This window comes from Bradyrhizobium sp. HKCCYLS2038, from assembly GCF_051167655.1.
GTDB lineage: Bacteria > Pseudomonadota > Alphaproteobacteria > Rhizobiales > Xanthobacteraceae > Bradyrhizobium.
Window position 1 is genome coordinate 495,500 of record NZ_JBNPTM010000002.1, and the last position, 16,023, is coordinate 511,522.

The following is a 16,023-nucleotide window of genomic DNA, read 5'->3' on the forward strand; positions in this document are numbered from 1 at the left end:
TGAATATAGGGCGATGAAACCCGGCCGCCAAGGCCGAGCCGCCGGTAATTCCGGAACGCAAGCCACATGCTGAACGACATCTACAACAAGCGCATCATCGAGCTCGCCGGCAACATTCCGCGCCTCGGACGGCTGGATCACCCGGATGCAACCGCAACCGCCCATTCCAAGCTGTGCGGCTCGACGGTCAAGGTCGACCTCAAGATGGACGGCCCGGTCGTGACCGACTTCGCCCATGACGTGAAGGCCTGCGCGCTGGGCCAGGCCTCATCCTCGATCATGGCCCGCCACGTGGTCGGTTCCAGCGCTTCCGAGTTGCGGGAGCTGCGCGACACCGTCCGGCAGATGCTGAAGGAGAACGGAGCCCCGCCGGAGGGCAAATGGGCCGATATCGCCCTGCTCGAGCCGGTGCGGGATTACAAAGCCCGGCACGCCTCGACCCTGCTGACCTTCGACGCCGTCGTCGACGCGATCGGCCAGATCGAGGCCAAGGCGCAAGGCCCCAAGGCCGGCGATCAGACGGGGACAGGCCAAGCCCCAGCGGCTGCGCAGGGATAATCGGCCAGTCCGCGGCGGCACACCCACGGACCGCCGCGGACGATCCGTGGAGAAGGAAGATGCCGCGTTTACTGCTGCGGCGTTGCCGCGACCGTGTTCGGCGGCAACGCCTCGGCCGTCCGGGTCGAGCGCGACGGCGAGCCCTTGTCGGGGTCGGCCGATGCGGCCGAGAAACGGTCCTGGCTCTTGTCCTGCCCTCGCGGCGCGATCGCCACCGCAACGGCCCCCTTTCCGGGCGGCAGGACATCGGCGACCATGTCCGTGGTGACGAGGTTGGTCAGCCGCAACTCCGTACGGGACAATTCGTGGAGGTCCTCCCACGGCGGCACATTCAGCGCCAGCGAGAGCAGATCGCCGGCCCCACCCATGTCGAAGGTGTACTTGGCGAGGCGACCGATATCGCGCTCCACGATCATCAGGTCCTGCGCGGTATAGCTCGCCGCCTTGGCGTCGTCGGCGCGGTCGCCCATCCAGATCTGGTGGACGCGCACATGAGCTGCGTCCGGCACGTAGCGGGTCGAGCCGGCGAGCAGCAGGAACACGCACATCGACTCGCAATAGGCCTCCGAGGCGACCCGCGGCCGATCGCTGGCGCGGCTGGCGCGCAGCGTCGTCCCCACCGTGGTGCGCAGCTTCAAGCCGCGGAACCGTCGTCCCAGCGTGATCGCGTCATTGACCGAGCCGCCGCTGGAATCGAGCACCATGGTGGCGCCGTTGAGATCGCGCCCCCGGGCGAACTCCTCGAAGTCCTTGGGACTGTCGCCGGTGACGATGCCGACCGCGCTGACCCAGCCGCAATTCGGCTCACAGGCCACCCACTCGAACCGCATCGGCAGCTTGCGTTCTTCGAGAGCGGCGCCCGCACGCGCCGTGTTGGACATGGTGGGGATGGCGCCACCGAGCACCGTTCCAAGCGCTGCAACACCGAGAAGCATCCAGCGCAATTCAAGCGACCGCAGCAATTTCACGCCCAATCTGTCCCCCTCGTTAAGCTCGGTAGGCAGTTTCCCGTTTCCTTCGCGGCAAGACCTGACAAACTGGCCTCAAATCCGTTATTAGTCTGTCACATCCTTGTCGGGAAACGTATCCGGGCAACCCCCTACCGTCCAGCCGGGCCGTACTGCGGCGCCGCTGAAAACCGGCCATTGTTGCATCACGTCACCACAAATGCCCGCGATCACCGGTTCCTTGCCCGGGAACCGGTCAAACGTTCGCTCACCGCTTTGGCATCGCGCTCATGAAGCACTCATGCTCTCATCACGACCATTCTGCGCACGATCGGTCAGCCACACTGTCGCGAATCCCGCGGCGCAGCGCCCACGCTCTGATCTGGGTCTATCGCCACACATTATCGCCACTGGTCGGCTACAATTGCCGGCATCTGCCGACCTGCTCGGTGTATGCGGATGAAGCCATCGAACGCTACGGGCTCTGGGCCGGCGGTTGGATGACGCTGGCGCGCCTGCTTCGCTGCCAGCCATTCGGCACCTCGGGGATCGACAACGTCCCAAGCGTAATCCCCCCACGCGCCCGCTGGTACCTGCCGTGGCGCTACGCGCGCTGGCGCGGCGTCAACGGACCGAACTGATTGCGGTGCAGCAACCCACTTCACGGCTTGATCTGCCGCAATCAGCTCTGGCGCTCCCCCGAGCTATGATTAGCTGATAAGATGAGACGGCGGCGCCTACAGGAACTCCGCCGATTGAGCTTGCATTGATGTGACGCTTCCTTCTGGGAGGAACAACGATGCGCTGGACAATCAGCCCCAGATCCGACCGGTCCGACAACACATCGGACCACGGCGATACAGGTCATGACCCGCGGCAGGTGGACCTGCTCTGCATTCTCGCGCTGCTGATCATCATCGTCGGTGCCTGGCGCTATCTGGACGACAGCACCACCCTGCCCCCGATCACGACCTCCTACATCGTGCCGAGCCAGCACGTCCACTGGTGACGCCGAACCTCGCCTACCAGCGCGGCCAGAACAGGAAGTCATCACGGCGTGGCGGCGGATAGACTGGGATCGCTTCGGGCGGTCGCGGCACGCGGCGGATTCGCTGTGGCTGGTAGCTCGTCTCAGCCGGTGCGGTCGCCTCGGCCGAGACTGTCGTGTCCGCCGAGGGTGCCCTGACCGACAGCAGCACGTTGGACTCTCGCGTACGCCAGCGATATCCGATCCCGAACTCCAGCGGCTGCGCGCGCTCGAACAGCCTCGCGTAACTTGGCTGATACATGTCGGGGAATTTGTCGATCGGCCCGGCATAGCGTCCGAACGGAAAGAACCGCCACGCGCGGGAATCGAAGCTCGCCAGCGGAATGCCGGAATCGTCCTGGACGATGGTCGCGCTGTTCTTCAACAACCAGCTGCGCACCTGAGAGAAGCCGTGTTGATGCATCAGGTAGGATGCGCTCTTCAACAGACTGTTGCCCGGCGCAAGCGGCTCACAGAATTTGAGGAAGCCGCTCGCCTTCACGCCCGAATCCGACAGGTCGGTCGAGAAATAATAGAGCGTCTTTTCGACGCCGTCCGCCCCGGCAAACACGATCCGGGCACCCTTGGTCGCGTTCCGCGTCGGCGGCTCGCTCGCGGCGTGCTGCGCGCCGCTCTCGTCGAGCCAGATCAGGCTGGTGCTGCGAATGGTCTTGCCGGTGCGCGCAAGGAACACATACAGGATCGGCAATGTCCCTTCGATCTCGCCTTCGCGCAGATCGACCTTCATGTCCTTGGTGATGAAGAACGAGAAGCTCAGGATCGACTGCAAGGACCGCTCGACATAGGACAGAGCGGGACCGATGCTTCCGCGCGGCAGTTTCGTGAGGTCGGGGATGGACCCGGTCGGCTCGAGAGCGGCCATGACGTAGGTCGTGGCCTTCGGGTAGAAGGCGTCGGCATAGAGAAAGTCCGGCCCTGAGAAGAAATAGAACATCGCAGGTCGCGGCGCGGCGAGGTTGGCGTCGCCCCATGTCCGGATTTTCGACAGCTGACGCTGCTCGAGCTGATTGAATGCATTGTCGAGGAACGCGGCGTGCCGCCGCCATGCCGGATCCTGCGCCAGTGGCGCCAGCGGCGAACCGGCTGCCGGCGTCATCCCTGCCAGCACCCGCGCGGTGTCATCGGGCGTGACGGTCTGGGCCCGAGCACCCCAGCTCATCGCAACGATGAGACAGGCAAGCGCCAGTGACAGTCTCGACAGGAGGCGCATTCTCACTCCGAACCAGTCGCGCCCGCCGTGACGGTCCGCGACCGCCCGTGGGCGAACCAATAGATCAGCAATCCCGACAGCATCGCCGTCGCGCCCAGCCCAGCCTGCCAGGGCCGCGCAGTCAGCAGATAGTACATCATGAAGCCGGTCACGCTGAGGAAGATCAAGGGCGTGACCGGGTAACCCCAGGCGCGGTACGGCCGCTTGATCTCGGGCTGGGTGATGCGCAGCTTGAACAGGCCGAGGACCGTCAGAAACGAGCAGCACAACAAGGAGAACTGGACGAGATCGAGCACCGCCTCGAAGCTCTCCGTGAACAGCATCAACGTCGCCACCGTGAGCTGGAACAGCACCGCATGTGCCGGCGCCCCGTTGCGCAAGCGGCGCGCGAACAGCGACAACGCCGGAATGTCCTCGCCCATCGTCATCAGCACGCGCGGCCCGATCCACATCATCGCCGCGATCGAGGGGACCAGCCCGACGCAGATCATGGCGGCGACGAAGCGTCCGCCGGCGTCACCAAAGATGTGGGCTCCGGCGATGCTCGCGACCTGCAACTGTCCTGCGAGTTCGGTCATCGGAGCGGACAGCAGGAATACTGCGTTCAGCGCCATGTACAGCACCAGCACGATCAATGTTCCCACCAACAACGCGCGCGGCAAGGTCCGCTCCGGCGCGTGCAGCTCACCGATGATGTAAGTGGCGGCGTTCCAGCCGGAGAATGCGTACATCACGAACACGAGACCGGTCGCAAATGCCGCGCTGGTGACGTAGCCGAGATCGGCAGCGGCCGGCAGGAACGAGACCGGCTGTGTCACCTTCAAGGTGGCGCCGGCGATCAGGAACGCGACGATCAGGCCGAGCTTCAGCAGGGTCGACAGCAACTGGAAGCGGCTGGATTGCCGTATGCCGCCGAGTTGCACCAGTGTCACCAGCCACACCGCGCCGACGGCGAGCAGCAGCGGGGGAACGCCGGGCAGGACGAGGCGGCCATATTCGCCGAACGCCATCGCCGCCAGCGCCACCGGCGCAGCAAAGCCGACGGTGGACGAGACCCAGCCGGCCATGAAGCCGATCGCCGGGTGAAACGCCCGTGTCAGGAAGTTGTACTCGCCGCTGGAGCGCGGAAACATCGCGCCGAGCTCGGCATAGGAGAGCGCACCGCAGATCGAGACCAGGCCGCCCACGGCCCACAGTGCCATGATGGAAAATCCAGACGGGAGGTCCTTGACCTGAAATCCGAGGCTGGTGAACACACCAACGCCGATCATGTCGGCGATCACGATGGCAATCGCGACCGGCAAGGACACTGACGGCATGGCGACGCCGCCCGGTCGGGCCGCCAATGGATCGCCATCCGCTTCGGACGCAGCCATCTCGTTCAGGGGCGAACGACGCCCCTTCCCTGCTTCAGACCCATGTTCCGGCCAAAGCATTCAATCATAGTTAACGCGGGATAAATATGGCCGGAATTCGCGGTAATATAGAACCGAAATATGCGTTTGCGGTGACCGAAGCATTGCCGCGCGCGGCGGAGCGCCTCACACTCACGACACGATCGCGTGGTGTGACCGCCTGCTGCCGCCACCATCCTTAACGCGACCTCAAGATGGTCGGCGCAACTTGAGGTAAGACCGTTGGCCGTGGTGAGCCGCAGGGCGGCTCAGGCCCGTGTTGGAGAGCTATGATCGGGACCGGTCCGAGATCGTGGAGCTGTCGTCGTGGCCGGGTGCGGCTGCGGACGCTGGCGCACGGACCATCCCGCAGACCCCGCCGCACGGCCTCCGCCCTGGCTGCGGCCGCCTTGTCGTTGTCGCTCGCGCAATGCGATCAGGCGCCTGCGCCAGAAACCCTGGCAGCCAACGTGGCGCCGGCGCTCAATTTCGACGACCGCTTTCCCGCGCCGGAGTTTCGCGACCGGTTCCCGACTGCAAGCGAAAGCCTGCAGCTGCACGCGCCATCCGACTTCGCGCCGAAGCCGCCGCCGGTTCAGCTCGCGTCCTTGGAGCCGCAGAGCCCGACGCTGCGCCCGCGCGAGGATCTCACGACGCTCGTCAGCATGAAGTCGTCGGCGTTCCCCTATTTCGGCAACAATCCGGCCTCCGACGCTCCTTTTCTCAACGTCTCCAGCGGCGAGCGCCGCGGCCATCGCAGCTTTTCGGGCCGGGTGTACTGGCAGGACCAGACCTACAATGACAGCCGGGTTCTGGTGCACGTTCCGCAGCAGTTCGATCTGCGCAAGCCGGGTGTAATCGTGGTGTTCTTCCACGGCAACGGCGCCACGCTCGAACGCGATGTGCGCGACCGCCAATTGGTGCCGCAGCAGATCACGGGATCGGGCGTCAACGCGGTGCTGCTCGCGCCGCAGATGGCGGTCGACGCCGCCGATTCCAGTGCCGGCAAGTTCTGGCAGCCCGGCGGCTTCAAGCGCTTCATGGACGAGGCAGCGATCAATCTCGCCCGAATGACCGGCGATCCCGCGAGCGCCAGGACCTTCGCGGACATGCCGATCGTGATCGTCGGCTACAGCGGCGGCTTCCTGCCCGCCGCCTGGAGCCTCGACGTCGGCGGCATCAGCGAGCGCGTGCGCGGCGTGGTGCTGCTCGATGCTGTCTATGGCCAGCTCGACAAATTTGCCGGCTGGATCGAGCGCAACCGCTCGGGCTTCTTCATCAGCTCCTACACCCGCTACACGGCGCGGCATGACCAGGAGCTGATGACCATGCTGCGCAACCGCGGCATCGAGGTCTCGGAGGACATCGAGCGACCGCTGCGTCCCGGCAGCGTCGTGTTCGTCGAGACCGACGAGGGCATCACCCACCGCGACTACGTCACCCAGGCGTGGACCCGCCATCCGATCCGCGACGTCCTTGCCAGGATGGCGGCGGCGCAGCCGCCGATCCGGGTCGCCGCCGGTGCTCAGGCCGCCTCGAGCGGCACGTCGACGCGCTGAGACAACCGGGTCTCAGCTCTTCGGCAGCTTCGGCATGTTCTCGACAAAGCCGTTGAAGCAGGCGAGCCGCTCGTCCTGTTCCTTGGTGTACTTGCAGTCGGCGACGCCCTTCGCCTTCATGGCCTTCGGCTTGGCGGCCGGCGGGATGACCGCGTCATAGCAGTCCAGCCGCTCCTTGGTGCCGTCGTCGATATCCAGGCAGGCCTGCAGCTTGACGGCCATCGACTGCGGCTTGGCCGGTGCCGCGGCTGCCGTCTTCATCCCCTTGCTTGCTTTCGGCTTGACCTGCACCAGCGGACGGTCGCCGACCATCGGTGCGCTCTGGGCGAGCGCGGAGGTGCAAAACAGCGCTGCGGCAAGGCTCAGTATCGTCTTTTTCATGCCATGTCTCTTTCATCCAGGCCGCAAGCGCGAGATCGCCCCCGCCGGGACGACGCGCCTCACATGGCGCGATCTCCGCCCTGCAGCCTCCCACCACAGCGGCTTTAATCCGGTCTGACCGGTTTTGCCAAGCGCCAAGCCGCTGTTCGCGGTGGACCTCAGGCCATCGCCGCGACCGGCAGACGCGGCCGGCTGGCCAGGATCGCCAGCAGTGCCAGGGCGACGAAGACCATCGCGACGTACCCGGTGGCGCCGACCAGCTCGCGCTCGAACAGCACGCCGCCGACCGCGGAACCGATCGCTTGGCCGATATAGAGCACGGAGGTGTTGAGCGACACCGAGGCCGACGCCAGCGGCGGCGCTGCCGCGACCAGGCGGACCTGCTGCATCGAGTTGGTCGATGCAAACCCCAATCCCCAGATCACCACGGCGACCGCCATCAGGGCATACACCCCGGCCCCGACCGTCCAGATCGAGATCCCGGCGAACAACAGGCAGGTGAACAGCAGCGAGGTGCGATAAGGACCCCAGCCGTCGACGATCCGGGTGGCGACGACCACGCCGAGGAAACCGCACGCCCCGTAGAGCGCGAACACCAGCCCGATCTGGTTCGCATCCGCGCCGGTCAGCTTCCTCAGCAGCGGCCCCATGAAAGTGAAGATCACGAACTGCCCGGACATTTGCAGCGTCGTCACCAGGAGCAGCAGCACCACCATGCGGTTGCGGCCGAGTTCGATCCAGGTGCGCAGCTCGACCACCGCGCCCTTCAAGCCCGACGGCAGCCGCCAAGTCAGCAGCGCGCAGCTGACCGCCCCGGCGGCGCCGATCGTGACATAGGCCGACTGCCAGCCAAAACGGCTGGCGACGAAGGTGATCAGCGGCAGTCCGACCGCGGCGGCGAGCGACCAGCCGAGGAAGACGTAGGCGATGGTGCTGCCGCGCTTCTCCACCGGACTGATCAGGGCAGCGGTTCCGGCCGCCTGCGGCGTGTACAGCGCGCCGACCGCGAGCATGATGAGCCGGATCGCGAGCAGGCTCGCATAGTCCGGCGCCAGCGCGGAAACGAGGTTGCCGAGCGTGAGCACCAGCAAGGTGATTGCCAGCAGCGCGCGGCGATCGAAGCGGCTGGTCAGCCACGCCGACAGCGGCGAGCCGATGCAGAGCACCACTGCACCGAATGTGATCAGCAGCCCGGCAGTGCGAACGCCGACGCCAAGGCCGGCAGCGAGCTCCGGCAGCATGCCGGCCGGGGCCATCACCGAGCAGCCTGTGACGATGTTGCCGAGCATCAGCGCGGTCGGGGCGAAGCGAGCGGGAGTCTGGTCCGATGTCATGCGGCCTGATTAGCAGAGTTTTTCATGCATTTGCATGAAAATACCTCATGCCGTCCATGACATTCTGTTCGTCGCGGCGGTCCTGTCGGCGCGTCAGTTGGCCGGCTGGGCCGAGGCCTGCGGCGATGGAATCTGAATCCAGGGAACCGGTGCTCCCGGCGGATGAACGACAACCCTGGACGGCGGGCACGTCTCCGTCAGGCGCTTGACGACATTCTGCAGGCCTTCGCTGGCGACCGGAAACGCCATGAGGCCGGGACGCGCGGCGGTGGCCAGCGCATCGCTCAGCTCGATGCCCGACGCCGCAGCCAGCGTCTTCATCTGGCCGGCATTCAACAGGACGCCCCAGCTTTCGCGCTCGCCCACGCGGCGCGGTGGCGACAGGAAGTTGAGCCTGACGTCGCCGCCCGCAATCGACAGGGCGGCGGCCCCGATCGAAGGCATGGCCTTGCGCTCGACATCGAGCTCGAAGCGATCCTGATCGAAGCAGACGAGTTGCAGCCGCGTGGTGCGGAACGTGGCCTCGCCGTCCTTGCGCGTCAGGATGGTCTTGTAGCCGATGCCGCGGCTGGCCGCCTCGAACATCCAGGGAGTCTCGACCCGCTCGCGGCGGTCGAGGGCGAAGCGCGCAATCTCCTCGCGCGTCAGCACGCGCATGCCCTCGAACGGCACCGACCGCGCTGCCGTCAGCAGGCCCGGATCGGCGCCAAGCTTGGTGATGTAGTCGAGCACCATCTTGTCGGAGCGCTCCATCGCCCGCTGCATCGCCTGCGCGCGCATTTCGCGGGTCGGCACGCCGCCGGTGAAGTTCAGGATCACGCGCGGCGAATGCACCGCGAGCGTCACGTCCGGGGCAAGCTCGCGCGAGGGCGCACCGAGGATGATGTAGGGACAGGCCGAATTGCACATCGCGCCGCGGGTCCAGACCTCGCCGTGCAGCTCGCGGCCGGACGATTTCAGTCTGGTGCAGGCCTCGCCCTCCTGAGGCTCGAAGCCGCAATCGCGCAAAGTGGTGCGCCCGACGCGGGCCGCAGCCTTCTTCTCGCGCAGGAAGTTGCCCATCGCGAGCGCCTGTTCGAGATTGCCGCCCGGAGAATTGAAGTAGATCGGCAGCTTGCGGTCGCCGATCTGCTTCATGAACTTGCGCAGCCGCGCCGCGGCGCCGCCGTCGATCTTGCCTTCGGCCGCGATCCAGCTGTCGCAGCCTGGACCACACGAATCGGGCGTGCCCTTGACGAGCGCGAACGAGATCGGGGCGATGCCGGCACCAGGAGTCGGTGATTTGGCCGGATGCCTCGCAGGCTTCAGCTCCGCCCCAGGTTTGACCGGCGTTGCGGGCCTCGCCTGCACCGCAGGCCTCTGTTGCAGCATCGGCCTCGGTTGCAGCACAGGCCTCTGCTGCCCGGCAGGCCTGGCCGCATCCGGTTTGGCCGCATCCGGTTTGCCCGCAGCCGGAATGGCCGCAGCCGACGGCGCGCCGGTCACGGCAAGCGCAATCAGCGCGGCCGCAAGCTGCGTCGCCCCACGCTTGAAAAAAACCGAGAACGGCGTGTCCCCTGCAGACACCATCGCCAACGCGTCCCCACGCCCCGAACACTTGAAGTTGTATCATACCGGCCCGCCCCGGCAATGTCCGCATGGCAACACGCCATCCGAAACGGCCAGTTTTCCCGTGCCTCTCCCGGTTGCAGCCTGGAAATCCCCTGCTATACCCCTTGCTCCCGCTTACCTGCGCTCGTTCGCAGGAGTGAGCTCCAGGAGAGAAACCATGCCCGACTCCAAATCGCCCGACTCGAAATCCGCCGCCGACCAGCAGAAATCCGGCTTCCAGTACAGCCTCAGCAATCTGAAGCCAGCCGCTCCGGTCGAGAAGATCACCATCAGCTTCCCCGACGGCGCCAAGCGCGAATATCCCAGAGGCACCACCGGCTTCGACATCGCCAAGGGCATCTCGCCCTCGCTCGCCAAGCGAACCGTCGCCATGGCGCTGAATGGCGACCTCGCCGACCTCAACGATCCCATCGATGACGACGCCAAACTCGAGCTCGTCGATCGCGATGATCCGCGCGCGCTGGAACTGATCCGGCACGATTGCGCGCACGTGCTCGCCGAAGCCGTGCAGGCGCTGTGGCCGGGCACTCAGGTCACGATCGGACCCGTGATCGAAAACGGCTTCTACTACGATTTCTTCCGCAACGAGCCGTTCACGCCCGAGGACTTCGCCGCAATCGAGAAGAAGATGCGCGAGATCATCGGCCGCGACAAACCCTTCACCAAGGAGGTGTGGGAGCGCGAGAAGACCAAGCAGGTGTTCCGCGACAAGGGCGAGGCGTTCAAGGTCGAACTCGTCGACGCCATTCCGGGCAGCGAGCCGATCAAGATCTACTACCAGGGCGACTGGTTCGACCTGTGCCGCGGTCCGCACATGACCTCGACCGGCAAGATCGGCAGCGCCTTCAAGCTGATGAAGGTGGCGGGCGCATATTGGCGCGGCGATTCCAACAACCCGATGCTGACCCGCATCTACGGCACCGCCTTCGCCAAGCAGGAGCAGCTCGACGCCTACCTGAAGCAGATCGAGGAGGCTGAAAAGCGCGACCACCGCAAGCTCGGCCGCGAGCTCGACCTGTTCCACTTCCAGGAGGAAGGCCCGGGCGTGGTGTTCTGGCATCCGAAAGGCTGGAGCATATTCCAGGCGCTGATCGCCTATATGCGCCGGCGCCTCACCGGCGACTATGACGAGGTCAATGCGCCGCAGATCCTCGACAAGTCGCTGTGGGAGACCTCGGGCCACTGGAACTGGTACCGCGAGAACATGTTCGCGGCGCAGTCCGCCGGCGACGAGGCCGAGGACAAGCGCTGGTTCGCGCTCAAGCCGATGAACTGCCCCGGCCACGTGCAGATCTTCAAGCATGGCCTGAAGAGCTACCGCGACCTGCCGCTGCGGCTCGCCGAGTTCGGCGTCGTCCACCGCTACGAGGCCTCCGGCGCCATGCACGGCCTGATGCGCGTGCGGGGCTTCACGCAGGACGATGCGCACGTGTTCTGCACCGAGGATCAGCTGGCCGACGAGTGCCTGAAGATCAACGATCTCATCCTGTCGACCTACTCGGATTTCGGCTTCGAGGGCGAACTGACGGTCAAGCTGTCGACCCGGCCGGAGAAGCGCGTGGGCACCGACGAGATGTGGGATCACGCCGAGCGCGTGATGGCCACCGTGCTGAACGAGATCAAGGCGCAGAGCAACCACATCCGCACCGAGATCAATCCGGGCGAAGGCGCGTTCTACGGGCCAAAGTTCGAATACGTCCTGCGCGACGCCATCGGCCGTGACTGGCAGTGCGGCACCACGCAGGTCGACTTCAACCTGCCGGAGCGCTTTGGCGCGTTCTACATCGACGCCGACGGTGCGAAGAAGGCGCCGGTGATGGTCCACCGCGCCATCTGCGGCTCGATGGAGCGCTTCATCGGCATCCTGATCGAGCACTATGCCGGCAGCTTCCCGCTGTGGCTGGCGCCGACCCAGGTCGTCGTGACCACCATCACCTCGGAAGGCGACGAATACGCCAAGCAGGTGCTGGCGGCGCTGCGCCGGGCCGGCTTGCGGGCCGAGATCGATCTTCGCAACGAGAAGATCAACTACAAGGTCCGCGAGCATTCGCTGCAGAAGATCCCGGCGCTGCTCGTGGTCGGCAAGAAGGAGGCAGAGACGCATTCGGTCTCCGTGCGCCGGCTCGGCCGCGACGGCCAGACGGTGCTGCCGACCGCGGAGGCGATCGCCGCTCTGGTGGACGAGGCGACGCCGCCGGACGTGCGGCGTAGGCAGCGCGAGGCGGCGTGACCAAGCCGACCTGAGACGATCTCGACGAGGGCCTCGGCAGGCGTGCCGGGGCCGTTTCAGTTCGGCTGTTACTTGACCCTGCGTGACAGCCAAGAGTTGGGATCCTCGACAGGCTCCAGACCTGCGTCCTGCAAAAGATTGCGCGCGTCGCTCGACCAGTGCACGGCAGGATAGAGCCCGGCCAGAACGGCGGCGGCCGTCTGGGCTTGGAACTTGAGTCCGATGCTCAAATAGGAGTCGGTCAAGCGGAACAGCGCTTCCGGAATGCTCGGCGCGTCCTGATATTGCGTGACCACCGTCCTGAACCGGTTGATCGCAGCCGTGTAGTCCCGCTTGCTCCAGTAGTAGCGGCCGACGTCCATCTCCTTTGTCGCCGCGTCCGGGACGGCCACCGTCTGCACCGTGCCGCTGCCCGCCGCGTCGGCCAGTCTGACGTCAGTCAGGCTGAGACTGCACAGCGGCAGCACCACCGCACCAACCAGTATCGAACTGACTCTTCGCACTCGGCTATGCCGATAAGCTTGCAACGGCATCCGTCCCCCTCCCCTCCCTGCCCGCCGCCTGCAGCGCCACCTCCGCACATCCAGCCATGTAGAGAAACATCGTCGCGAGCATCTGCTCGATGGCCTCGCGTCCGCGCGGCAGGATGGTGATGGCGTCGTTGCCGGCGCCGCCGCGCGCCAGGAGATTCTTCTCCTCGGCATCGCGCAACAGCGTCAGCACATGCTTGCGCGACACCGAGAACCGCGTCGCGAGGCCGTTGATGGAGAGCGGCACCGGCCCTTCGGGCGGGAACGGCTGATCCGGCGCGCCGCCATGAGCCAGGCTAAACAGGATCACCATGCCGGCGGTGCGCTCGGCAAACGGCTCCAGCTCCGGCGCGCCGTCGAGCACGCGCGTGCCGGCGATGAAGCGGCGACCGAGCTCGAGCACGAAGGTCTTCACAAAGGCTTGGTCGTTGAGCGCGGCCCGGTAGGCCACGGCTTCCGGAAGCACCGCACTCATGGCGTCGAACTGGACGCCCCAGCGCTCACGATGCAGCGCGATCAGCTTGTCGGTCGGCACCAGCGGACGCCGGCGCCGGTCGAGATTGGAGGCGGACGCGACGAGCCCGGTGGCGCGCATCAGGACCAGCATCGCCTCGCAGCGGCCGCCGCTGCACAGGCCAATCCGCGCGCACATCTCTTTCATGGCGCCGACGGTGAGCCCGAGTTCGCCCTCACGATGCGGAGCAAAGTGCAGGTACAGCGCGACATGCGGAAACAGCGCCCGCGCCCGGTCGCTCAGCAGCGCATTGAGGATCCGGTCGCCCCGATAGAGCGCAACGGCGGCCGCGGTCGAGACGCGCATCGCCTGGTCAAACCCAGGCTGGCCGCGCAGCCGTGCGACGGCATCGGGTGAGGGTGTCAGCGCTGTCATTCCCACGGCATAGTCCTGCAACACCGGGTCCTGCACCATCAGGTCTGGGCCGGGCCCCCCGGGCAGGCTTCTCATCGTCATCTTTTTACCGATCCGCCCAAATTTCCACAATTGCCAACCCAGAACACGGCCGCTGACAGATGGCCGCAGTTGCCCTCCCCCGCACTCCGCCGGGCGATAGAAGCGATCAAAACGCCGTGCCGGACCCTCGTTGCGGGCGGAGGCGCATGCTATCTCCGCGCCATAACCATTGAGAGATCCCGCCACGTGCCCGACGCGATTGAACTCCTGAAGACCCGCCGCTCCGTGAAGCCGCGCGAGATGAGCGGCGCCGGCCCCTCCCCCGCCGAGCTCGACACCATCCTGACCATCGGCGCCCGGGTGCCCGATCACGGCAAGCTCGCGCCCTGGCGCTTCATCGTGTTCGAGGGCGACGGCCGCCGCCGCGCCGGCGAGGTGATCGCGTCCGTGTTCGCCAGCAAGAACCCGCAGGCCAGCGCCGCCGAACTCGAGGTCGAGAGGAACCGCCTCATGGAGGCGCCGCTGGTGATCGGCCTCGTCAGCTTCACCAGGCCGCATCCCAAGGTGCCCGCCTATGAGCAGGAGCTGTCCGCTGGCGCCAGCGCCATGAACATCCTGACCGCCGCCACCGCGCTCGGCTATGGCGGTTGCTGGCTGTCCGGCTGGTTCATGTTCGACCGCGACGTGATGGACGGGCTCGGCCTGAAGGCCGACGAGAAGCTTGCGGGGCTGATCCACATCGGCAAGCCGACCAAGCCAAGCGAAGACCGGCCACGCCCGGCGCTGGCGGACATCGTGACAAGGTTCTGAGCGCCACCAACGACGCTGCAGTAGGGTGGGCAAAGCGACGCCGAAGGCGGCGCGTGCCCACCGTGGCGCGGCGTATTCGTTGCGCCATGGTGGGCACGGCGCCACGGCGATCTTGCACGAAGAAGCAATGGTGCACGCGCCTTTGCCCACCCTACGACTCCACATTCAGGCCTTCGATCGCTGCGCAAGTCGACAACGCGTCCTCCGCAGATCGAGGCCAAGGATGCGCAACTACGTTCCCGCGACGGACAATCGCCCGGGTGATGCATCATGCGGCGCCCTCGAACAACGTGAGGGCGCAGGGAGGACCGGACCTCGACTGAGGCCCGTGGCCCGCCTGCGAAAAAAATGCAGGCGGCAGGTACCACAGGTCAGCCGGAAACCCGGCCCTCCCTGCGCGATGGCTTAACGGCTGCTTCGCGTTCTCCCTGGTGCGCCGTGCTTTCTGGCCACCATATCGCGACAACGCGCTTTCGCGCGCTGCACGGGACATCAGCGTCGGGATGTCAGGACCGCGCGACTTGACCGTGCGCAGCGAATTGTTCGTCGGCGCGAGCACCCCCGCGCTGCAATCCACCACGCCCACCGCTCCCCGCCCCGCGTGCCGTGACGACCGCGATACGCCCCTCATCCCAGGACGGGATGTGCGAGAAGATCGATCTGATTTGCCCGACGAGGCAAGGACTAATAACTGCGACAAAGTAACCCGACGGGCAAATGCCGCGCGGGATGCCACTCTAGCGTTTCGCGCGAACGAACCTCACGGCCAGCTGGATGCCGCGCGAGTTCGCGTCCGCCTGCCCGTCCGTGAAGTCGAAATTCCAATACAGATCGAGCATGCCCATCGGCGTGGTCGTCCAGTACTTCGCGTGCCCCTCCTCATCAGGACTGATGTCGTCAAAGACTGCGCGATCGACGACAGGGCTGCCGCAATCGATATCCACGATGGTTTCGAGTTGCGGGCCCGACGGTACGCGCCAGCCATCGGCTTCCGCCGCGAGCGCCTGGTCCAGGGTGACCGTAGCGACCTCTCCGACGCAGCCCTCCTTGTCGTCCCACTGCGTTCCGAAGGTGCAGCGCTGCCAGATCAGTCCTGTCTTGATATCCTCGACCACGCCTCCCGAAACGCGAAAGCGAGTCTGCTGGCCGGCGTCGTCGCGGTCGTAGCATCCGGCGATAGCGGGCGGCGTGCCCGCCGAGACCAGGCCGAGCGCCAGCACGAGGCAGAGCCAACATGGAAGACGTCGACGCATCATGGTGCCATCTCAGGTGTCAGCGCGATGGCCCGCAGGTTTGCCAGCAACACGGCGAAATTGAAAGCGGAACGACGCAGCCGAGATCGAGAAGGATCGGCTAGCCGCATATGTCGGGCGTCCGTCCGACATCGCCGCGCCGTCAAATCCTCCTCGACACGAATTCCGGCATCGCTGAGCGCGTTCATGAGCCGCTCGATATCCTCGGGACCCCCATGGTGCCCGGACAGATCTCGTTCCGCTCATCG

The 16,023-nt window shown here is 65.9% G+C and carries 16 protein-coding genes; 6 read left to right on the top strand and 10 right to left on the bottom strand.

The annotated features are described in order from the left end of the window. Nucleotides 1–66: 66 nt before the first annotated feature. On the top strand, nucleotides 67–558 hold the full coding sequence (locus tag ACQR1I_RS11420) for an iron-sulfur cluster assembly scaffold protein (protein WP_434864690.1): 492 nt from the start codon (nucleotides 67–69) through the stop codon (nucleotides 556–558). 68 nt (nucleotides 559–626) lie between these two features. Here the strand turns inward: ACQR1I_RS11420 and ACQR1I_RS11425 are convergent, their stop codons facing one another. Next, nucleotides 627–1,532, bottom strand: coding sequence for a hypothetical protein (locus ACQR1I_RS11425; RefSeq protein ID WP_434864691.1), 906 nt, complete (start codon nucleotides 1,530–1,532; stop codon nucleotides 627–629). A gap of 263 nt (nucleotides 1,533–1,795) precedes the next feature. Between ACQR1I_RS11425 and yidD the strand changes: the two genes are divergently transcribed. Both yidD and ACQR1I_RS11435 read left to right on the top strand, forming a co-directional pair. Further along, on the top strand, nucleotides 1,796–2,146 hold the full coding sequence (yidD, locus tag ACQR1I_RS11430; protein WP_434864692.1) for a membrane protein insertion efficiency factor YidD: 351 nt from the start codon (nucleotides 1,796–1,798) through the stop codon (nucleotides 2,144–2,146). Nucleotides 2,147–2,304: 158 nt separating this feature from the next. Then, nucleotides 2,305–2,514, top strand: coding sequence for a hypothetical protein (locus ACQR1I_RS11435; protein ID WP_434864693.1), 210 nt, complete (start codon nucleotides 2,305–2,307; stop codon nucleotides 2,512–2,514). 13 nt (nucleotides 2,515–2,527) lie between these two features. On the opposite strand, the gene ACQR1I_RS11440 is transcribed toward ACQR1I_RS11435, so the two are convergent. Further along, the gene (locus ACQR1I_RS11440; RefSeq protein ID WP_434864694.1) at nucleotides 2,528–3,763 is read right to left on the bottom strand and encodes a hypothetical protein; all 1,236 of its coding nucleotides are present in this window, start codon (nucleotides 3,761–3,763) and stop codon (nucleotides 2,528–2,530) included. A gap of 2 nt (nucleotides 3,764–3,765) precedes the next feature. Beyond that, nucleotides 3,766–5,139, bottom strand: a complete 1,374-nt coding sequence (locus ACQR1I_RS11445; RefSeq protein WP_434864695.1) for an APC family permease — start codon at nucleotides 5,137–5,139, stop codon at nucleotides 3,766–3,768. A 308-nt stretch (nucleotides 5,140–5,447) separates the two neighbouring features. Here ACQR1I_RS11445 and ACQR1I_RS11450 point away from each other — a divergent pair, with 308 nt between their 5' ends. Continuing rightward, nucleotides 5,448–6,716, top strand: coding sequence for an alpha/beta hydrolase (locus ACQR1I_RS11450; protein ID WP_434864696.1), 1,269 nt, complete (start codon nucleotides 5,448–5,450; stop codon nucleotides 6,714–6,716). 12 nt (nucleotides 6,717–6,728) lie between these two features. Here the strand turns inward: ACQR1I_RS11450 and ACQR1I_RS11455 are convergent, their stop codons facing one another. From ACQR1I_RS11455 to ACQR1I_RS11465, 3 genes are all read right to left on the bottom strand, one after another. Beyond that, nucleotides 6,729–7,097 carry a hypothetical protein gene (locus ACQR1I_RS11455; protein WP_434864697.1) on the bottom strand — a complete coding sequence of 123 codons (369 nt, stop codon included), beginning with the start codon at nucleotides 7,095–7,097 and terminating at the stop codon, nucleotides 6,729–6,731. Between the two features lie 158 nt (nucleotides 7,098–7,255). Further along, entirely contained in the window at nucleotides 7,256–8,431 is a 1,176-nt protein-coding gene (locus tag ACQR1I_RS11460; protein ID WP_434864698.1) for an MFS transporter, read from the bottom strand. A gap of 93 nt (nucleotides 8,432–8,524) precedes the next feature. After that, complete coding sequence (locus tag ACQR1I_RS11465) at nucleotides 8,525–9,802, bottom strand: hypothetical protein (RefSeq protein WP_434865124.1); 1,278 nt, start codon at nucleotides 9,800–9,802, stop codon at nucleotides 8,525–8,527. A gap of 397 nt (nucleotides 9,803–10,199) precedes the next feature. Here ACQR1I_RS11465 and thrS point away from each other — a divergent pair, with 397 nt between their 5' ends. Next, on the top strand, nucleotides 10,200–12,272 hold the full coding sequence (gene thrS / locus ACQR1I_RS11470; protein ID WP_434864699.1) for a threonine--tRNA ligase: 2,073 nt from the start codon (nucleotides 10,200–10,202) through the stop codon (nucleotides 12,270–12,272). A 68-nt stretch (nucleotides 12,273–12,340) separates the two neighbouring features. Here thrS and ACQR1I_RS11475 read toward each other — a convergent pair whose 3' ends face one another. Further along, a complete protein-coding gene (locus ACQR1I_RS11475) occupies nucleotides 12,341–12,742 on the bottom strand; it encodes an outer membrane protein assembly factor BamD (RefSeq protein ID WP_434864700.1) in 402 nt (133 codons plus the stop codon). A 37-nt stretch (nucleotides 12,743–12,779) separates the two neighbouring features. Continuing rightward, nucleotides 12,780–13,691, bottom strand: a complete 912-nt coding sequence (locus ACQR1I_RS11480; RefSeq protein ID WP_434865125.1) for a hypothetical protein — start codon at nucleotides 13,689–13,691, stop codon at nucleotides 12,780–12,782. 267 nt (nucleotides 13,692–13,958) lie between these two features. On the opposite strand from ACQR1I_RS11480, the gene ACQR1I_RS11485 reads away from it, so the two are divergent. Continuing rightward, on the top strand, nucleotides 13,959–14,522 hold the full coding sequence (locus ACQR1I_RS11485) for a nitroreductase family protein (protein ID WP_434864701.1): 564 nt from the start codon (nucleotides 13,959–13,961) through the stop codon (nucleotides 14,520–14,522). A gap of 737 nt (nucleotides 14,523–15,259) precedes the next feature. Here the strand turns inward: ACQR1I_RS11485 and ACQR1I_RS11490 are convergent. After that, nucleotides 15,260–15,778 carry a DUF1566 domain-containing protein gene (locus ACQR1I_RS11490; protein ID WP_434864702.1) on the bottom strand — a complete coding sequence of 173 codons (519 nt, stop codon included), beginning with the start codon at nucleotides 15,776–15,778 and terminating at the stop codon, nucleotides 15,260–15,262. After that, nucleotides 15,775–15,963, bottom strand: coding sequence for a hypothetical protein (locus tag ACQR1I_RS11495; RefSeq protein ID WP_434888729.1), 189 nt, complete (start codon nucleotides 15,961–15,963; stop codon nucleotides 15,775–15,777). Before ACQR1I_RS11495 ends, ACQR1I_RS11490 begins: the two co-directional genes overlap by 4 nt. Nucleotides 15,964–16,023: the final 60 nt, after the last annotated feature.